The following is an 18,949-nucleotide window of genomic DNA, read 5'->3' on the forward strand; positions in this document are numbered from 1 at the left end:
TATTAACCTAAAATTGACGGTAAGAAATAACTGAATACCAATATTAAAACAAAAAAGGAAAGTAAAATGACACTTTCTTTCTGCATAAATTCCTTAGCATTAAACCTATATTGTAACTCCATTTGTTTAGCTGGCACTTTACTGGTTAACTTACTTACTATAACTGCAATTATTACTGCAATTACAAAACCGGTTAGATTGTACCATATCCAGAATAAATCTGGAACATTTGAAACACCAATATCTGCTAAAGCCTGGTGAATTGAAGTATTTCCTGAATAGAAATTTCCTTGATTAAAAAGATATACCAATTCTGGTAAGTATTTGAATACTAAATTAACCACAACAGAGGTAATAATGGCTACGTTCATGCCAATATGGTTTACCTTTTTGAAGAAAATTGCTAAAATAAACGCTGCCAATATTGGTCCAAAAAAGAGCGAGGAAATGGCATTAATCATTTCAATAACCGTACTCTGGCTATTGCCAAATAAATAGGCTGCTAAAATGCACACAGATCCCCAAAAAACAACTAAGCCTTTAGAAATAATCATATATTTCTTACCGCTTAATTTTTTTTCGCCACTATTAAAAAAATCTTCAATCGTAACCGCACTCAACGAGTTTATAGTTGAACTCAAAGATGACATTGCTGCAGACATAACACCAACCATAAGGATACCTATTAATCCATTAGGTAAATAATTGGTAATAAAAACAGGAATCATCAAATCTGGTTTAATCCCAGACTTTGCAAATTCTCCAGGATAATGAATACGTGTAGTCTCTTTTATGCTTTCATAAAACTCTGGAATATTACTAACCAAATAACCGATTATTAAACCCATGATACAGTAAACCAATACTACAGGAAAACGCAAAAGTCCGTTTGCCATTAGAAGTTTTTTTATTGTCCCTTCATCTCTCGCTGATAGTAGCCTTTGAGCCTGTGTTTGATCTGTTCCGTAATAGGATAAATACAAAAAGAGTCCACCTAAAAGCATTGGCCAGAAACCGTATTCATCGCCACTAAAAAATCCAAAATTATCCAAGTCAATAACCTGTAGTCTTTCAGTGTCAAAGCCTGTAAATGTTCCTGTATCTTTTAATAATGAATAACCAACAATTAGACAAATTACTAATCCTGCAAAAAGAATAATCATTTGTATAGCATCTCCCCAAACTACAGCTTTCATACCACCTTGATAGGAATACACAAGAGTAACAACACTAATTATTATTAATGTATAATGAAAACTTATGCCAACGACTGCCTGAATAATTAATGCCATAGTAAACACCATAACACCTGTACCCAATGCCCTACTTATTTGAAAAACAACACTTATTAATTTTCTTGTTGATTTGGAAAACCGCTGTTCTAAATATTCATAAATGCTAACAATGCCAGATTTATATAAAGGTGGAATAATAAAAAACATAATCCCAATCATTGCCAGAGGTACAGCGAACTCAAAGGTGAGCCATTTCATGCCACCATTAGCCTTTAAACCAACAAAAGCAGGTGCCGAAATAAAACTTATAGCAGACAACTGTGTTGCCATGGTTGATAAGCTCAACGGAAACCAACCCAAACTTTTACCACCTAAGAAATAGTCTTTGGAATCTTTATTATCCTTAAAGAAATAGCCCATGGCAATAAAACCTATGAGATAAATAGCAATTACGGTATAGTCTAACCAATTCATAATAATTTATTTTTCGTTTAATAAGTCTAATGTTAAGGCGGCACTCCACGAAAAATTCTTACCTCCATAAGCAGCGTTTTCAAACTGATCCTTTCGTGCATCAAAATATTCGTAAAAACCATGCTTCTCAATATAGTTGATGGTTTCTTGTTTTAATCGTTCAGCCAATTCATAGTACTTATATCTTTTTAGCCCTTTATAAATCAACCAATTTAGGTTTATCCAAACTGGTCCTCTCCAATACTTTTTAGGATTGAATTGCTCACTCTTTGGATCAAAAGAGGCACAAAGAAATAAATCTTCACTTCCAAAATTTTTCAACAACCTATGTGCTAATTTATTCGCTCTACCTGTATTGGGTATACCAGCAAAAAGAGGTGTAAATGACGAAGATGTAGTAAATGCAATCTGCTTTTGATTTCTTAAATCATAATACACATATGAGCCTAATTCTTCATTAAATAATTTTGCCTCAAAACTATCCTTAGCTTTATTTTGCCAGGACTTTAATACCTCAACCTTATCCTCATTGCCTCCGAGAATATGATATAATTCAATCAAGGCCTCATTAGACTTTGTTAGTATGGCGTTAAATAGTGGATCCTGAACTAAAAATGGTGATAAATCAGCGATTTTTGCATCATCATAATTATGTGCTTTTGCTATTTCTAATAAATGTAAATAGCAGTCGTATTCTCTATTAGTAGGCCTTTGAGAAGCATCAACATGAGTAGTATCTTTTCTTTCATATTTGTATTTAGGAGGATCCATTGTCTTCCAAATTTCATCCCAAATAGGAGAATTATCAGTGCCAGATTCCCAGTTGTGATAGATATATACTAGGCCTTCATCATGTGGATCTCTATACTTATAAAAATGCTCATGATTCTTAAATATCTTATCGATATTTCGTCTTATGAATTCTAACACATCCTGCTTATCTCTGGCTATATCATAGATTTCTTTTAAAACAAATCCCAATACTGGTGGTTGTGTAATTCCTGTGGTCTTTATAGTTTTTGGTGAAGAAGGATGTAAATCTGATCTGTGGTAATCTGGTCCAGGGAAATAGGTATCACTTTCATTATGAAAAATTATATGTGGAATAAATCCATTTTCCCACTGGCCACTTAATAGTGATTCAACTTCTCGCTTAGCCTTCTCAATATCGTAATGTGCATAACCAATAGCTATAAATCCAGAGTCCCAGTGCCACTGGAATGGATATAATCCTTCGCACGGAATTGTAAATCCTTTTTCTTCATTAAAATTAGAATTAAGCACCTTTTTAGCGCCTTCAATTAGGTTGGTTTTATCCATGAAAGAAAATTTGGATCCTGGTTGTTGGTTATATTAGTTAGTTCCTATAAAATTAAAATAAAAATTAGGATTAACGATTTTAGGATCATTTGCTTTGAATCTTGTTTCTAATTGATACTTTTGCTCCATGGAAGTAATTGATGCAATTATTTTAGGAATAATCCAAGGACTTACAGAGTTTCTACCTGTTTCCTCTAGTGGTCATTTAGAATTAGGAAAAGCTATATTGGGTGATAATTCATTACCAAAAGAGAGTTTACTTTTTACCGTTGTACTTCATTTTGCGACAGCTTTAAGTACCATCGTTGTTTTTAGAAAAGACATTCTCGAAATCATTAAAGGAATTTTAAAATTTGAATGGAACGAGGATATGAAGTTCATTTCTAAAATTGCTATTTCTATGATTCCTGCCACTATTATAGGTGTATTTTTTGAAGAAGAATTAGAACTATTATTTGGTGGTCAAATAGCACTTGTAGGTTTTATGTTAATTATTACGGCCTTACTTCTATATTTAGCAGATAGAGCAAAAAATACAAACAAAAGCGTATCCTTCTCAAATGCTTTTGTAATTGGTATATCACAGGCCATAGCAATATTACCTGGCATTTCGAGATCTGGAGCAACAATTTCTACATCGGTATTATTGGGTAATGACAAAACAAAAGCAGCACGTTTTTCTTTTTTAATGGTAGTACCTTTAATTTTTGGGAAAATTGCAAAAGATATTCTGAGTGGTGAACTAACTTATGAAAGTTCAAACTTTTTACCACTGAGTATTGGATTTGTTGCGGCCTTTATCGCAGGATTATTTGCTTGTACATGGATGATTGCCTTAGTGAAGAAAAGCAAGCTAACCTATTTTTCTATCTATTGCGCTATTGTTGGCCTAATAGCTATAATTTGGGCGGTGAGCCAATAAAACTAATTTCATTTAATGTTTACTGCAGAAGATTTTAAGAATGGACAGGTGTTGTTAATAGACAAGCCTCTTGAATGGACTTCTTTTCAAGCAGTGAATAAATTAAGGTGGGCAATTAGAAAGGCATTCAGCATAAAAAAGATTAAAGTTGGTCATGCTGGTACTTTAGATCCTTTAGCAACAGGTTTATTAGTTATTTGCACAGGTAAAATGACCAAGCAAATAAACATCTTTCAAGGTCAAGAGAAAGAATATACAGGCACATTCACTATTGGAAGTACTACACCTTCTTTTGATTTAGAAACCGAAATTGACAAAACCTATCCTACTGACCATATTACAGAAGAACTTATTCATTCTACAACCAAAAAATTCTTAGGAAATATCGACCAATTCCCTCCAGTTTTTTCTGCTATTAAAAAGGATGGTAAACGATTATATGAATTTGCAAGAGCTGGTGAAGATGTTGAAATTAAATCTAGACAGGTTGAAATTAAAGCATTTGAGATAACAGAAATCGATGGTTTAAAATTACATTTCAGAGTAGTCTGTAGCAAAGGAACTTACATACGATCCTTAGCAAATGACTTTGGAAAAGCCATAGATTCTGGCGCACATTTATCTGAACTTAGGCGAACTCGCATTGGTGATTTTAAAGTTGAAAATGCTCTTACAATTGATGAATTTATTAATGAATTGCCTCTTCATCAATAAGTGCGCAAATACTATTCAAGAACCAACTAGCCTTAAATTTCGTATATTCAATTACAGTTGTATATAGTCATTATGAATTTAATCGATAAACATAAAGCTGCAATTATCACATTCCTGTTATCAGGAATTGTGGTTCTAAGTTTGTTTACAATTCAATTAAAGCAAAAAGGTTCTCTAATATCAGAAAGCTTTTATAAAATAGAACCTGAAACAGAAGAGGAAAAATTAATTGAGGAATTTGAGAAATTGAAAGGACCTTCAACCAATAAGGCTTTTAATGAAGATCAAGAATTCAAGGAGATGATGCGCAACTTCAAAACCTTAGCATCAAACGATTTTCAGCGAACCACCAAGGAACTTGACAATACTGATAATACCAAAGACTTAATTGAAGAAAGAAACATAAATAAGTCTATAAATGACAATAATGCTTATGCATTAAATAATGCAGAAACCGATTCTTATAAAGCATTACAGGAAAAACTGAACAAACGCCTCAAAAACCAAAAAATAGCTGATGAGCATGCCAATAGAAGAAGCACATTGACTTATTCGCTAAAGGGTCGTACTTTGGGTTATTATCAAATACCGAGATACCTTTGTGAAAGAGGTGGAAAAATTGTTGTTTCCATCAGAGTGGATGAAAAGGGTAATGTGTTTGATGCTTATATAAACGGATCTTCAAATTCAAAAAACCAATGCTTAATTGATCATGCCATTGACTATGCCAAGTCCGTACAATTTGACGCTTCAGATCGTACAGATCAACTTGGTACAATAACATTTTTATTTAAAGGAAAAAACTAGTTTAACCTAAAAGTTTAACCAAATCTTGTATTGTAGATTGACCTTTATCCTTATTATACCAACGTTGTAAATCTTCTTTAAATTCTGGTGTTAATTTACCATGTTTTGCCTTATAATCATTCACCATATCAGTTGCAACAGTAGGTCGTGGCCCAAACGTATTGACAACTTCATTCGAAGATTTGTCTATCATTATTAACTTAGGTATGGCGCGTCCTCCATTGGTCAAAAATTCATTCATTAATGCATCATTCCCATCACGCAACACAATTCTATAGTCAATATTATCATTTAATTCTGCAACTTTATGAATTACAGGCATAATATGGGCTGCATCTCCACACCAACTCTCGGTAATAACCAACCAAGTAACCTTTTTATTATAAGACTCAATTGCTGTCTTTGTTTCTTCCGAAAGTTTTACGGTTTTATCCCAACGCTTCATTCGTCTATCGTTAAGCATTGTATAATTAGCTAATGCTTCCGTTTTCTCGTTGCCAGTTGTTGAATTTTCTGCAACAAGGTTTACAACCAAATCTCTGTATTCGTTGTAGCTAATACTATTATTTAAGCTATCTTTAATTATATCGTTTATCATTAATTTATCTAGTACGTCCATAGTGTAAAATTACGGTTATGTTGCGATTTATTTTGCAACAGTTGTTACATTAGTAGTAAAGAATTTAAAAACTTACAAAATGGAAAAACACAGATGCGGATGGTGTGTAGGCGACCCATTATATGAAAGATATCATGATGATGAATGGGGTGTTCCTTTATATGATGACAATAAGTTGTTTGAGTTTTTGATATTAGAAACTTTTCAAGCTGGCTTAAGTTGGATAACTGTTTTAAGGAAACGTGAAAATTTTAGGAAAGCTTTTGACAATTTTGATTATAAAAAAATAGCAAATTACAAGCAATCAAAGATTGATGCATTACTTCAAGATGCAGGTATTATACGAAATAAATTAAAAGTGAAAGCAACTGTCACAAATGCCCAAGCCTTTATAAATATCCAGAATGAATTTGGTTCATTTTCAGACTATATTTGGGGTTTTGTTAATAGAAAGCCAATTAAAAACAACCTTAAGAATCATAAAAATGCACCAGCAAACACTGCTCTGAGTGATATGATAAGTAAGGATTTGAAAAAACGTGGTTTTAAGTTCGTTGGGACAACTGTAGTATACGCTCATATGCAAGCCACAGGAATGGTAAACGACCATGAAATGTCTTGTTTTAGATACAGCGAAGTCTGATAAACTACTTTAAATATTTTAAAAATTCGGTTCTAGAAATATGCTTAGCACCTAAACTTTCGAGATGTTTAGTGTGTAATTGACAATCTATCAATTGGTACTCATTGCTTTGAACCAAGGCTATAAATGCTACTTTACTTGCATTACTAACTTTAGCAAACATACTTTCACCACAAAAGACTTTATTATTTAAATCTATACCATATAGACCTCCTACCAATTGCATATTTTCCCACACCTCAATAGACTTTGCATATCCTAATTCATGAAGTTTAATAAATGCACCAATCATTTCCTCAGTAATCCATGTTCCTTCTTGACCTTCTCGCTTGGCTTGAGCACAATTATTGATTACTTCAGTAAATGCTTTATTATAAGTTACCTTAAATTGCTTTTTACGTAGAACTTGTTTCATACTCTTTGAAACCTTTAAATCTTCAGGATATAATACAAATCTGGGATCTGGTGACCACCAAAGAATTGGATCATCAGCATCATACCAAGGAAAAATACCGTGAGCATATGCATGAAGGAGTCGCTCTGAAGAAAGATCACCACCAACAGCAAGTAAGCCTTCCACAGAAGCCTCGCTTACATCAGGAAATTCAATTTTTTGGTTTAAAAAGTACATTTTACTTGCTATAATACGGTTTTTTCATTGTTTTTGTTGTTAAATAGGGCGTTTGACTTTGATAGTAACTTAATTTTATTGATATTTGACTTGACCTTTATTTATAAATTTTTGTTCATCATTGCTTTTTTTTAAGTTTGTTTGTAAAGGTCAAAACCTAAAACCACAACATTAAGTCCTGACTAACCATCAGGACTTTTTTATTTTAAAAATAAAAAAGACTTGTTTACAAAAAACAAGTCTTCATTATTTATTACCTAGTATTTTTACTAAAACGGTAAATCGTCGTGGTCTTCTTCATTTAAGTCTGTTACAGGCTCAAAAGCATCCGTTGGAGGAACAGGTGGCATATCTGCATTACCCGCTTCTTGTTGTAACGCCTCAATTCTCCATCCTTGTATAGAATTAAAATATTTAGTTTCTCCTTGTGGATTTACCCATTCTCTACCTCTTAAATTAATGCTGATCTTAACCTGTTGCCCTATTTGAAAATTATTTAATAATTCCGACTTATCCTGAACAAACTCTACCATAATATGTTGTGGGTATTGCTCTTCTGTAGTTACGACAACCTCACGTTTTCTAAACCCATTACTACCAAAAGTCTGTGTCTCTCCAATCACCTTAATTCTTCCTTGTACTTCCATTTTTTACTTAATCTATGTTATTTTAATATTGATTTTTAATTGAGTTTACGAAAGTAATAACTTCCATGCACTTTCTACATCCCCATAACTCAAATAATTTTGAGCTAGCTTATGTTTTTTTCTGTGAGAGGTGTTTTTTATGTCTGGATAGCGTTCACTAATATGATTAATAAAGCTACTGACCTCTTCTTTACTTGGTAACGCCTCTACATTTGCCAACATACCAAGATTATTCCCTGTTAAGATCATACTGTTTTTGACCTCTTCTGGCATAGCATCTACACCAATTCCCATTGTTTTTAATGGCTTCGGGATCTGAAAAAATCCTTTTTTTGCTCTACTATAATAACTTCCTCCTGCTCTAGCAACCAAGTCTAGCGCTTCTTGGTTAATTGAACCATCACCATTTAAAACTTCTTCTGCAACATGAAATTTCACAACTTCACAAATAATTAAATTACCTGCACCACCTTCCTTACCTAAATATACTATATCATTGACCTTACATTCTAACTGCACAGGAGATTCTGCAACTCTAAATGGTTTTACCTCTTCTGAAGGCAACATTGTTAATCCTGCTTTATCAAATTCATTGACACCTTCTGGATATTCAGTACTAGTCAGTGACATTTGATGTACCAAATCATAATTAACAACATTTATAACAACTTCTTTAACCTCTTCTGCATTGGTTAATGTATGTTTAACCGTATTATCTCTAACTCGTCTTGCCGGAGAAAAAATTAAAATTGGAGGATTAGTACTAAATACATTAAAGTAACTAAAAGGTGATAAGTTAGGGTTTCCTTCAGCATCAATGGTACTCGCAAAAGCAATGGGTCTTGGAGCTACCGAACTCAACAAATAACTGTGTAATTTAGCTGTAGTAAGGTCCTTAGGGTTTATTGAAATCATATAGCACTCTGATTTTCAGCAAATATAAATATATTGAACCTCAGGCGAAAGTGTTTTATACAATAACAGACACAATATTATTAACAGAAATCCATTATATTTAAAAATGAAATTGCACTAGCCAATGTTTAGTACTAACCGTAATGTAATCCGTTGGATTATCATAGTTTCTTCTTTTATAATTATCTCTCTTATTCTTTGGAATACCTACACATTCTTTCAAAAATTTAAGGCCGAAGAACGAGTGAAAATGAATACTTGGTCAGTTGCCCAAATTGACTTTATAAAAAACATAGACGATTTAGACAAGGATGTTAATAATGTAACATCTCATGTGCTTACAGAAATGACAACGAGCACACCAATGTTAGTAATTGATGCAAATGGTGAAGTAAACAATTACATCAATATTGAAGAATCTAAACTAAGCGACTCCTTAAAAGTTCAGAAAATAATTAAAAAGTTCTCTAATGAAAACCAACCTATTGAAGTTAGAGTCGGTAAAGAAACTATACAGACCATTTACTACGGTAACTCTCCATTACTAAATAAACTAAAATACTACCCGCTTGCACTCTTATTAATCATATTATTATTTGCAGCTGTTGTGTATTTCTTTTACCGAAGTTCTAAGAATGCCGAACAAAATAAACTTTGGACAGGTATGGCAAAAGAAACGGCTCATCAAATTGGCACACCTTTATCCTCTCTTGTTGGTTGGGCCGAAATATTAAAATCTGAAAATGTTAAGCAAGAATATATTACTGAAATTGAAAAGGATATCAGCAGATTGCAAACCATTACTGAACGATTTAGTAAAATTGGTTCTGCACCCACATTAAAAAAGACAGATATAATTGAAGCCACAAATTCATCTTTTGAGTACTTACAATCACGTTCCTCTAAACTTGTGAATTTTGAAATTCAAAGTTTAGAAAAAGAAGTTAACGTTAATTTAAATCCCCAACTCTATAGTTGGACCATTGAAAATCTTGTAAAAAATGCAATTGATGCCATGAAAGGAAAGGGAGATTTAAAACTAAACGTTTCTCAAAACGAAAAGCAAGTCTTAATTAATATATCTGATTCTGGTAAAGGAATACCTAAGAATCAATTTCAGAAAATATTCGAGCCTGGTTATACCACAAAAAAGCGTGGTTGGGGTCTAGGTCTATCTCTAGCTAAACGTATTATCGAGGACTATCACAATGGAAAAATAAAAGTACTTAAATCGGAGATTGGAAAAGGAACCACAATCCAAATTTCACTTAAGACGGTTTAGTCTATTTCATTATAATATTTTGCAATTAAACTTGCGACCACTTCAAATTCTGTAGAAGATAATTTTTGCTTAGTTGTAAACCTTGCATTTTCCATATTGTGCAAGGGTATTAAATGCACATGAACATGCGGTACTTCCAATCCAATAACTGACATACCAACCCTTTCACATGGCACAGCCTTTTCTATTGCCATAGCAACCTTTCTTGAAAATTCCATTAAACCCAAGTAGGTCTCCTTATCTAGATCAAAAATTTTATTGATTTCTTTCTTTGGAATACATAAAGTGTGTCCCTTGGTGTTCGGGTTAATATCTAAAAAAGCATAAAATTCTTCAGTTTCTGCGACTTTATATGAAGGGATTTCGCCTTGTATAATCTTTGTAAATAATGTTGCCATATTATAAATATAAAAAGATTCCTCGATAAAGGAATCTTTTAATTTTAAATACAATTATTGTTTTGGAAATAGTCTTCTATCTTGAAATTTCTAAGATGTCAAACTTCATAATACCACTTGGTACTTTTATTTCAGCTACATCACCTACAGATTTACCCAACAGGCCTTGTCCTATTGGAGAATTAACGGAAATTTTTCCAGCAGCTAAATCTGCCTCACTTTCTGCAACCAAAGTATAGGTCATTTCCATCCCATTAACTTGGTTCTTTATTTTCACTATAGAAAGTGCCAATACCTTAGAGGTATCTAATTGCGACTCATCAATTACTCTTGCATTAGCCAAAGTTTCTTCCATTTTAGAAATTTTCATCTCTAACATTCCTTGAGCCTCCTTGGCCGCATCATATTCAGCATTCTCACTTAAATCACCCTTATCTCTTGCCTCGGCAATTGCCTGAGACGCTTTAGGGCGTTCAACATCTTTGAGGTGGTTTAACTCCTCTCTCAACTTTTTTAATCCTTCTTCAGTATAATAAGATACTTTACTCATAATTCATTCGTTTTTGTATATACAAAAAGACGCCGAACCATGTTCAGCGTTAATACGTCATCTTTTCAATAAGATGTGTATGCAAATATATAAAATATTTACGGTATAGTTGAAATAATCGTAAATTGCCACATAAAATTCTATGATGAAAAAATTGTCTTTATTACTTGTTTTGTTACTTCTATTAGGATGTAATAAAAGTGATGACAACAACAATTGCAACTTTCTTCTTAATGTTGGAGTCAACTTAACAGTAAATATTAATTTACCTCAATTCAGTCAGCTTCAATTTGCTAATAATCCTGTAAGAGTAGAAGGCCAAGGCAATGAAGGACTTATTTTAATACGAGGCATCGGTGATAATATTTTAGCTTGGGATGGCGCAGATCCGAACCACTCACCAGGACCTTGTTCAGCTTTACAACTTAACGGTATAGATGCGGAATGTGGCTGTGATGATGGAAATATATATAATTTGGTTACTGGGCAATTAGTAAGCCAAACAAATCAACCCTGCACATTAAAACCATACAGGGTTGAATCATTAGGTAATAATACCTATTTGGTAACCAACTAAAAGTTTAAGGTTATACCTAGTAAAAAGTTTGTATTAGCCTGTGGATAAAATCCAGAGAAAAATCCTGTTGAAATACCTGTTGCGCTATTGGAATCCTCAAAGTCAAACGATCCAAAATAACCATTTGAAACATATTCTTCGTTAAGAATATTATTTACCAAACCTGTAAATACAACAGACTCAAAAATTGAATTTGTATTAAGAGTGTATGTGATATTGAAATCGTTTACAAAAAAGCTATCAAGCTTTGATTCTGGGTTCTCTGTATTACCCATGTATTGGTCACCAACATATTTACTCAATAAAGACATTTGCAAATTTTCAATTGGCTGATATACAATTGCATTTGCCGCGACCAAATCTGGCGAAAATGAAATATCTGTTTTTCCTAGGTTTTCTAATTCGCCATTAAGAGACACAATAGTTTCTTTATTTTTATTAGAGCTAACTGTCATGTTAGGTTGTATTGTTAGCTTGGAGGATACGGGAATTATAGCTTCTAACTCCAATCCTAGTCGATAACTTTCACCACTATTTGTTCTTATTGGATTTCCAACATCATCTAATCGCCCAGATAAAACCAATTGTTCATTATAAAGCATATAATATGCATTTGCATTGAAGCTAAAATTTCCTTTTCTATGTCTCCAACCAAGCTCAAAATCATTAAGCTGTTCAGGTTCAATATCATTATTAGACTCAAAATCGGTTCTATTAGGTTCTCTGTTAGCTCTCGCGTAAGAAAAATAGAAACTATCACTATTGTTTAAATCGTATGTGATTCCAGCCTTTGGATTAAAAAATGTAAAATCTTTATCTACTTCAAAAAGCACTAAATCTGAAGTTGTGCCATAAGTTTTATACGATACGTTTCTAACTTGCAAATCACCATAGAGACTAATTCTATCATTTAGTTTGTAATTGGCTTTTGTGAATACAGATAAATCGTTTTTTAAGCTATTGCCATCATAATATCTATCTCTAATATCACTTTGACTTGCAAATTCTGCCCAAATAACTTCTCCGAAATGATCACCATCGTAATGACTTAAAGAGCCACCAAAAATCATATCTAAGCCATTATTTTTATAATTCGCGCTTGCATTAATAACATAAAAATCATTGTCTAACCATCTACGACGTATTAGATCGGTAGTGTTTTGTATCTCTCCATTTACGGTTAATTCCTCAAAGCCATAAGTTGAAAATTCATCATCTTCTCTAAACTGTTCAAAATATCCTCTTCCATATGTATAATTTAATCCCACATTAGTAGACCAATAATTATTGTAGCGCTGATTCCAATGCAATTGGTAGTGATCTTGGCTATAATTATCTACTTCATTATCATAAAATTCGGTGTTACCATCGTCATCGGTATAAATACCTGCAAAATTAAAAGTTCTGTCAGCAACCAATGTTTCTGCATCTATACCATACCATGCTTGATAAGTTACTTCATTTCCACCAAAAACAACAGCTTTAATCAATGTGTTTTCATCTACATAAGCACCCTGTAAAAAATAAGATTTTAAGTCTGCAGAAGCTCTATCTATGTAACCATCTGATGAAATGTTAGATAACCGACCTGCAATTTCAAAATGATCATTTATTAATCCAGTACTAAATTTTACAGTATGTTTTCTTGTATTAAAGCTTCCGAAAGAATTGGATATTTCGCCAGAGGGATTTTTGGAAATGGCATCTGTAAGCACATTAATGCTAGCACCAAATGCCCCGGAGCCATTGGTTGAAGTCCCAACACCTCGCTGTAACTGAAGACTTTCAACGGATGAAGCAAAATCTCCTAAATTAACCCAAAACGTACCCAATGATTCAGCATCATTGTAAGGAATTCCATTTATCGTGATATTGGTAGATTGTGGACTTACACCTCTTACTCTTATACCTGTGTAACCAACACCTGCACCAGCATCTGTAGTGGTAACAACAGAAGGTAAAAAATTTAATAAAATTGGGATGTCTTGCCCTAAATTTCGTTTAGTAATTTCTTGTTTTGAGATATTTGAGTGTGTGATTGGTGATTTAGCATCTACACGTACGGATTTCACCAAAACCTCATCTAGTTTTTCAACCTTTGTAGAATCCTGTTGTTTTTCTTGGGCGAACATTGTCCCGAAGCAAAGGCATAAAACAAATAGTAAATTCGGTTTGAGTTTCTGTGTCCTTTTTTTGAATAAATTTTTCATACGACTATAAATTATAATCGAATAAAAAGAGGTAATTATTCTTTATTTGTAATTTTTAATTTTGGATTTATTAAATACTTAAATCCTTGAAATTCCTTAGCAGCATTACCTGCTCAGGTTCAATGGGTATGATCTCAGCCACTTATTGGCACCCCTTTTTGAGAACGCTGTAAATATACTAACAAATGATATTTGAAAACTAATTAATTCAAATTAATTATTAGTCTAATTTAGGTGGTTTCCTATTGGCCTTCTTTTCAGATATTTTTCGTTTACTTTCTAGTCTTTTACGCTTTACGGATTTGGGAATCTTAGTTTGTTTTCTTTCTTTTTCTTCTTTTAAACCAAGCTTAATTAGATTTACAAATCTTTTAGTAACATCTATTTTATTTTTTAATTGACTTCTGTTTTGATCTGAACTTAAAACTAAAATACCTGACTTATTTATTCTATTATTTAGAAAGGAAAGAAGTTTAATTTTTTCGTCTTCGTTTAAATGGCTGGAATTTAAAATATCAAAACTAAGAACAACCTTTGTTGCGACTTTATTAACATGTTGCCCTCCACTACCTGAGCTTCGAACAGCCTTAAAAGTTAACTCAGAAATTAAATTTTCTGCATCCACAATTAGTTAATTTGATGCGTGTCTTTGAGTAGGTCGTTTACCGTTTTAACCGGATTAAAGGTTATAATTGGCACTTCAACAAAAATTGTGTTCCAAAATGCCATACTACCATTCCAAAGGCCTGGTAGTTCTAATGCTTTTAAATCTTTACCAACCTTTGTTTTCATGGTGATAAAAGCAGCCTTATGATCTACAAAATCTTCAAGATTAAACTTTTCGCCCTTGTAGTTTCTAACACCACATACAAGATCTACTGGATTAAAATGGGTAGCATTCTTAAGTATATTTTTTTGCTCTTTGTTCTTTTGATTTATCTGAGCAGATTCTACAATTTGCAATGAGATATTAGAGTTTTGATCCTTAACCCAAAACGGCCCTCCTCCTGGTTCTCCTTCATTTTTTACCATACCACAAACTCTTATAGGACGGTTTAATTTTTCTCTTAAATATTCAATTTTATACTTTTCAGAATACTTTTCAAACTCCTCTGAAATTCTAACGTTAAGTTGTCTTGTTAGAAATTCTGCAATGGTTGTAAGATAATCTTCACTAATTTCATTGGCCTCTAAGTCCTTCAGATATTTATAGGCCTTTTCCTGGACATCTAGTAAAATACCTGCTAAAACCTTTTTGTACTTTGCTACTTCTTCTTTGTATTGTTTAACAACAACATTATCTATGTTTTTTACAAATATTATGTCTGCATCTAGTGTATCAAGGTTTTTAAGAAGGGCACCATGACCGGATGGTCTAAATAATAGTGTGCCGTCATCTTCCCTAAATGGTTTGTCATCTAATGTTACAGCAATGGTATCTGTTGATTCTTGCTGGTATGAAAAGGAAATATGAAATGTAATACCTGTTATTCTCTCAACGTATTCTTCAATATTTTTGAATTCCTCATCGAATCTGTCTTTATATTTTTCTGAAATTGTAAAGTGTAGTCTAGCCTCATTTTTGTCAGATGCATATAAAGCAGCTTCATACAAATGCTCTTCAAAAGCTGTTGATATATGATTGTTTTTATATTGATGAAATGGCAATAAGCCTTTTGGAGAATTACCAAAATTTAAGTGGTTCTCGTGCAACATTGTATTTACAAACTGACGTGCTTTTTCACCAGATGATAATGAAGCATAGTCAACTTCACTAGCTTCAATTCTATCCATAACCATTTTATAAAATGGAAATTGTTCTAGACCAACTCTGAACAATGAAAACTCCTTCAATTTATTCTTATTTATAAATGCATTCAAGGATTCCTTTTCAGGATCATATTCTTTTAAAAATTTAAAAAGAAACTTAAACATTCTAGTCGCAGCTCCAGACGCTGGCACAAATTTGATAAGGGATAAATTCTCTCTATTAGAATCAAACTTAGAGATATGTGTTTTGATCGTATGATCATTTAACTTAATGATTCCATTATCTATTGTTGCCGCTTCAACAATTTGGGTAAAAGGAATTCCTGTTTTAAACAAGTTGATTTGTGATTGTACTTGTTCTATTGTTAATCCTTTTTCTTCGATTTGGTTAATATCGGATTCTGTAAAACTCATTTTGAATTCTTTAGTAGGTTATCTATATGTTTAATAGCTAATTTTAATCGTTCTTGCTTATTTCTCTTAAGTAAAACATATGGTTTGTTGTATTTAATAAGTGTTTCTTCAAATGCCTTAAACATACGTTCTCTTTCATTGGGTTTATCTCTAAGGTCATCTGCTTCCCAAGGGGTGTCAATATAAGTTAAAAAATAAAGGTCGTATGAATTTTTTAGAGCATTGGTCTCTAAAATCGGGTCACAAGTACCTGAGTAATAGGCCTCGCTATAAACTTTAGTCTCAAGTAAGTCCGTATCACAAATCAATATGGTATCTGTTTTTTGTGCCAGTTCATTTTCAAGTTTCATCTGTCCAATCGCTATTGGCAACAAATCTTTTGGCTCGCAAGTTTTGCGTTCATTATTCCATTTATTCTGAAGATATTCTCTTGCATACTCAGGTACCCAAACAGAGTTGTAGTGCCTTGCTAGTTGTCTTGAAAGTGTAGTTTTTCCAGTGGATTCGGGTCCAAACAATACTACTTTTATACAATTTGAAGGTTGTTGTTTAAGTGCTTCTTCCATGCTAAATAGCCATAAATGGCAATAATTGTAAATCCTAAATACTGAAAACTAGTAAATGTAAATCCTTTATATAAATACAAAGGTACAGATATGACATCTCCTATAATCCAAAATATCCAGTTTTCTATTTTGCGTCTTGCCATAAGCCACATACCAACAAAAAATATGGCAGTAGTCAATGTATCTACATAAGCAACCCAACTTGTCCATTTATCAAATGACTTGTATACAACGAAAACAAAAATTAAGGTTGCAATAAAAATGCCAATACTAATTTGCTTTTCCTTTTGGGTAGTGGTTGATATTGGTGTAACATGTGTTGCATCAACTTTTCGAGTCCATATATACCAACCATAAACACTCATAGCAAAATAGTACCCGTTGATCATCATATCGCCAAGCAATTCCCATTTAAACAATAAATACACAAAAATCGCGGTACTTATCATACCTGTTGGAAATACTAAAATATTGTTTTGCTTGGAAAACCATACGGATAGAAACCCAAAGAATACGGCAACTATCTCTAATACAATATCCATAGTTTGATAGTCCGAGTACTGACCAAAAAAGAAATCAAAAATCTGGTTCATAATCGCTTCGGTCTGTCTTTACAACTTTCATGTTTAATACGGCAATATCTATATCTAGAAAAGATTGTTTAATGGTTCTAGTTAAAAAAGTCATTAGAGCATCATAGTCTCCATAAATTTGTGTGCTTAATGGATTTTCAAGAACTTTAAATTCAGATTTTCTTAGTTCTTTGATAAATTCGATAATATGAGATTCGTAATCATCTTTTAATGGCGTTAGAGTAAGCTCTACGGATATTTTCATTGAATTCATTAATTGGCAGTTATTTTAAATTCTGGCTTTAACAAATCCTCAAAAAAGGATTCGTCCTTTTCAAATGCTGTACCAACCACCACAATATCTGCCCCTGCACCATATGCGTTATTAAGGTCTTGTTTTGTTTTAATACCACCTCCTATAATCAAAGGAATATTTAATGATCCTTTTACTTTAGAAATTATATCAGAATCAATGGGCTGTATTGCTCCACTCCCTGCTTCTAAATAAATAAGTTTCATACCCAATAATTCTCCTGCTTTTGCAGTATCTCTTATAAGGTCGATATCAGCCCTTAGCATTGGCGTGGTCTTACTAACTTTCTCTACTGAGGTTTTCTTACCATTTTCAACAAGTAAATAACCAGTCGGTAGGATTTCTAAGTTGGTAGTTGATAATTTAGGAACAGCCTCAACATGCTTTCCTATTAAATAATCTGGGTTTCTCCCAGATATTAATGATAAAAACAGAATCCCATCTGCCTCTGGAGAAATTTGATTAGTATCTCCAGGGAATAATATTACGGGCAATTTTGTATGGGATTTAATTTCCAAAATCTGTTCATCAATATTAGTATCCACTTCACTTCCACCAACAAAAATATGAGTAGCAATGGACCTATTGACTTTACCTATAAATGAAGAAATATTCTTTATCTCCATTTTATCAGGATCAATTAAAACGGCCAATTGCGTTTTTGCAATCTGTGAGTTAATAATAATATCCTTATATAAATTCTTCATTATGGTACAACATAAGCACAGGTAAAACCTTCAAACTCTAAAAAAGCAGTATTGTATCTGTACTTTTTATTATTATAATCTATCCAGGCTACCGTATTGCCATCATTAATCATAAATGGAATAACTAAAAAATGATCTTTAAATAACATTCCAGGAGTTGCAAAAAGTTTATATAACGACTCTTTAATACCCCAAATAACGGTTAATTTATTTATATAATCATCGGCATAAGTGTCTAGATAATTAAATTCATAATCCACGAACTTTTTTGCAATGATTGAAATTTTTTCACGTTGCTTTTCAATGTCTATACCAACTTCCTTATCACTTACTATCACACCCGAAAATATAAACGAATGTGTAATTGAAATACATTTCCCATCCTTAAGATGGGGTTTACCATGTTCATCATAAAACAAATCCTGATCTGTATATCCAAATTCTCTAAGCAGGTGTCTGACACTTAGAAATCCGCGTTGATGTAATTCACTTTTCATACCCAAAACGCGTTCTAAACTATTTGGTTTTAAATCCAAAGGCTTCAATAGTTCATTATAAGACTCCTCAATCTTCCATATTTTAACAGTAGTTTGTGAGTTTACATCAATGGATTTATAAAGTGGCATTTAATATTCTAAATGGTAATGTTTATCTTTGCACAGC

At 32.7% G+C, this 18,949-nt stretch carries 22 protein-coding genes; 6 read left to right on the forward strand and 16 right to left on the reverse strand.

The window, feature by feature from the left end:
- Nucleotides 1-2: 2 nt before the first annotated feature.
- Together LBV24_RS02895 and LBV24_RS02900 are read right to left on the reverse strand one after the other, a co-directional pair.
- Nucleotides 3-1,709: a sodium:solute symporter family transporter gene (locus LBV24_RS02895; RefSeq protein ID WP_224477086.1), complete on the reverse strand. Its 1,707-nt coding sequence runs from the start codon at nucleotides 1,707-1,709 to the stop codon at nucleotides 3-5.
- A 6-nt stretch (nucleotides 1,710-1,715) separates the two neighbouring features.
- The gene (locus LBV24_RS02900; protein ID WP_224477087.1) at nucleotides 1,716-3,029 is read right to left on the reverse strand and encodes an amylo-alpha-1,6-glucosidase; all 1,314 of its coding nucleotides are present in this window, start codon (nucleotides 3,027-3,029) and stop codon (nucleotides 1,716-1,718) included.
- A gap of 127 nt (nucleotides 3,030-3,156) precedes the next feature.
- On the opposite strand from LBV24_RS02900, the gene LBV24_RS02905 reads away from it, so the two are divergent.
- From LBV24_RS02905 to LBV24_RS02915, 3 genes are all read left to right on the forward strand, one after another.
- Nucleotides 3,157-3,951, forward strand: coding sequence for an undecaprenyl-diphosphate phosphatase (locus tag LBV24_RS02905; RefSeq protein ID WP_224477088.1), 795 nt, complete (start codon nucleotides 3,157-3,159; stop codon nucleotides 3,949-3,951).
- Nucleotides 3,952-3,966: 15 nt separating this feature from the next.
- Entirely contained in the window at nucleotides 3,967-4,665 is a 699-nt protein-coding gene (gene truB / locus LBV24_RS02910) for a tRNA pseudouridine(55) synthase TruB (RefSeq protein WP_224477089.1), read from the forward strand.
- A gap of 72 nt (nucleotides 4,666-4,737) precedes the next feature.
- Nucleotides 4,738-5,472: a hypothetical protein gene (locus LBV24_RS02915; protein ID WP_224477090.1), complete on the forward strand. Its 735-nt coding sequence runs from the start codon at nucleotides 4,738-4,740 to the stop codon at nucleotides 5,470-5,472.
- Between the two features lies 1 nt (nucleotide 5,473).
- Here the strand turns inward: LBV24_RS02915 and LBV24_RS02920 are convergent, their stop codons facing one another.
- On the reverse strand, nucleotides 5,474-6,091 hold the full coding sequence (locus LBV24_RS02920) for a thioredoxin family protein (RefSeq protein WP_224477091.1): 618 nt from the start codon (nucleotides 6,089-6,091) through the stop codon (nucleotides 5,474-5,476).
- Nucleotides 6,092-6,170: 79 nt separating this feature from the next.
- Here LBV24_RS02920 and LBV24_RS02925 point away from each other — a divergent pair, with 79 nt between their 5' ends.
- The gene (locus LBV24_RS02925) at nucleotides 6,171-6,734 is read left to right on the forward strand and encodes a DNA-3-methyladenine glycosylase I (protein ID WP_224477092.1); all 564 of its coding nucleotides are present in this window, start codon (nucleotides 6,171-6,173) and stop codon (nucleotides 6,732-6,734) included.
- 4 nt (nucleotides 6,735-6,738) lie between these two features.
- Here LBV24_RS02925 and aat read toward each other — a convergent pair whose 3' ends face one another.
- The 3 genes from aat to LBV24_RS02940 all read right to left on the reverse strand — a co-directional run bounded on the left by aat (nucleotide 6,739) and on the right by LBV24_RS02940 (nucleotide 8,927).
- A complete protein-coding gene (aat, locus tag LBV24_RS02930) occupies nucleotides 6,739-7,365 on the reverse strand; it encodes a leucyl/phenylalanyl-tRNA--protein transferase (protein ID WP_224477093.1) in 627 nt (208 codons plus the stop codon).
- Nucleotides 7,366-7,634: 269 nt separating this feature from the next.
- The gene (locus LBV24_RS02935; RefSeq protein ID WP_224477094.1) at nucleotides 7,635-8,012 is read right to left on the reverse strand and encodes a DUF3127 domain-containing protein; all 378 of its coding nucleotides are present in this window, start codon (nucleotides 8,010-8,012) and stop codon (nucleotides 7,635-7,637) included.
- A gap of 45 nt (nucleotides 8,013-8,057) precedes the next feature.
- Complete coding sequence (locus LBV24_RS02940; protein WP_224477095.1) at nucleotides 8,058-8,927, reverse strand: flavin reductase family protein; 870 nt, start codon at nucleotides 8,925-8,927, stop codon at nucleotides 8,058-8,060.
- Nucleotides 8,928-9,051: 124 nt separating this feature from the next.
- On the opposite strand from LBV24_RS02940, the gene LBV24_RS02945 reads away from it, so the two are divergent.
- Entirely contained in the window at nucleotides 9,052-10,209 is a 1,158-nt protein-coding gene (locus tag LBV24_RS02945) for a sensor histidine kinase (RefSeq protein ID WP_224477096.1), read from the forward strand.
- Here LBV24_RS02945 and LBV24_RS02950 read toward each other — a convergent pair.
- A complete protein-coding gene (locus LBV24_RS02950; RefSeq protein WP_224477097.1) occupies nucleotides 10,206-10,607 on the reverse strand; it encodes an HIT family protein in 402 nt (133 codons plus the stop codon). The two genes, LBV24_RS02945 and LBV24_RS02950, sit on opposite strands and share 4 nt — an antisense overlap.
- Before the next feature lie 76 nt (nucleotides 10,608-10,683).
- On the reverse strand, nucleotides 10,684-11,157 hold the full coding sequence (gene greA / locus LBV24_RS02955) for a transcription elongation factor GreA (RefSeq protein ID WP_114302099.1): 474 nt from the start codon (nucleotides 11,155-11,157) through the stop codon (nucleotides 10,684-10,686).
- Nucleotides 11,158-11,302: 145 nt separating this feature from the next.
- Here greA and LBV24_RS02960 point away from each other — a divergent pair, with 145 nt between their 5' ends.
- Nucleotides 11,303-11,734: a hypothetical protein gene (locus LBV24_RS02960; protein WP_224477098.1), complete on the forward strand. Its 432-nt coding sequence runs from the start codon at nucleotides 11,303-11,305 to the stop codon at nucleotides 11,732-11,734.
- On the opposite strand, the gene LBV24_RS02965 is transcribed toward LBV24_RS02960, so the two are convergent.
- The 8 genes from LBV24_RS02965 to LBV24_RS03000 all read right to left on the reverse strand — a co-directional run bounded on the left by LBV24_RS02965 (nucleotide 11,731) and on the right by LBV24_RS03000 (nucleotide 18,912).
- On the reverse strand, nucleotides 11,731-13,866 hold the full coding sequence (locus tag LBV24_RS02965; RefSeq protein WP_224477099.1) for a TonB-dependent receptor: 2,136 nt from the start codon (nucleotides 13,864-13,866) through the stop codon (nucleotides 11,731-11,733). The genes LBV24_RS02960 and LBV24_RS02965 overlap by 4 nt on opposite strands.
- A 298-nt stretch (nucleotides 13,867-14,164) precedes the next feature.
- Nucleotides 14,165-14,569, reverse strand: a complete 405-nt coding sequence (arfB, locus tag LBV24_RS02970; RefSeq protein WP_224477100.1) for an alternative ribosome rescue aminoacyl-tRNA hydrolase ArfB — start codon at nucleotides 14,567-14,569, stop codon at nucleotides 14,165-14,167.
- Between the two features lie 2 nt (nucleotides 14,570-14,571).
- Nucleotides 14,572-16,128: a DUF4301 family protein gene (locus tag LBV24_RS02975; RefSeq protein ID WP_224477101.1), complete on the reverse strand. Its 1,557-nt coding sequence runs from the start codon at nucleotides 16,126-16,128 to the stop codon at nucleotides 14,572-14,574.
- Nucleotides 16,125-16,694: an AAA family ATPase gene (locus LBV24_RS02980; RefSeq protein ID WP_224477102.1), complete on the reverse strand. Its 570-nt coding sequence runs from the start codon at nucleotides 16,692-16,694 to the stop codon at nucleotides 16,125-16,127. The genes LBV24_RS02975 and LBV24_RS02980 overlap by 4 nt, the downstream gene beginning before the upstream one ends.
- Complete coding sequence (gene pnuC, locus LBV24_RS02985) at nucleotides 16,655-17,287, reverse strand: nicotinamide riboside transporter PnuC (RefSeq protein ID WP_224477103.1); 633 nt, start codon at nucleotides 17,285-17,287, stop codon at nucleotides 16,655-16,657. The genes LBV24_RS02980 and pnuC overlap by 40 nt, the downstream gene beginning before the upstream one ends.
- Nucleotides 17,271-17,531 carry a hypothetical protein gene (locus LBV24_RS02990; RefSeq protein ID WP_114302092.1) on the reverse strand — a complete coding sequence of 87 codons (261 nt, stop codon included), beginning with the start codon at nucleotides 17,529-17,531 and terminating at the stop codon, nucleotides 17,271-17,273. Before LBV24_RS02990 ends, pnuC begins: the two co-directional genes overlap by 17 nt.
- Nucleotides 17,532-17,539: 8 nt before the next feature.
- A complete protein-coding gene (locus LBV24_RS02995) occupies nucleotides 17,540-18,286 on the reverse strand; it encodes a geranylgeranylglyceryl/heptaprenylglyceryl phosphate synthase (protein WP_224477104.1) in 747 nt (248 codons plus the stop codon).
- Complete coding sequence (locus tag LBV24_RS03000; RefSeq protein WP_224477105.1) at nucleotides 18,286-18,912, reverse strand: 4'-phosphopantetheinyl transferase family protein; 627 nt, start codon at nucleotides 18,910-18,912, stop codon at nucleotides 18,286-18,288. The genes LBV24_RS02995 and LBV24_RS03000 overlap by 1 nt, the downstream gene beginning before the upstream one ends.
- Nucleotides 18,913-18,949: the final 37 nt, after the last annotated feature.

This window comes from Winogradskyella vincentii, from assembly GCF_020166345.1.
Classification (GTDB): domain Bacteria; phylum Bacteroidota; class Bacteroidia; order Flavobacteriales; family Flavobacteriaceae; genus Winogradskyella; species Winogradskyella vincentii.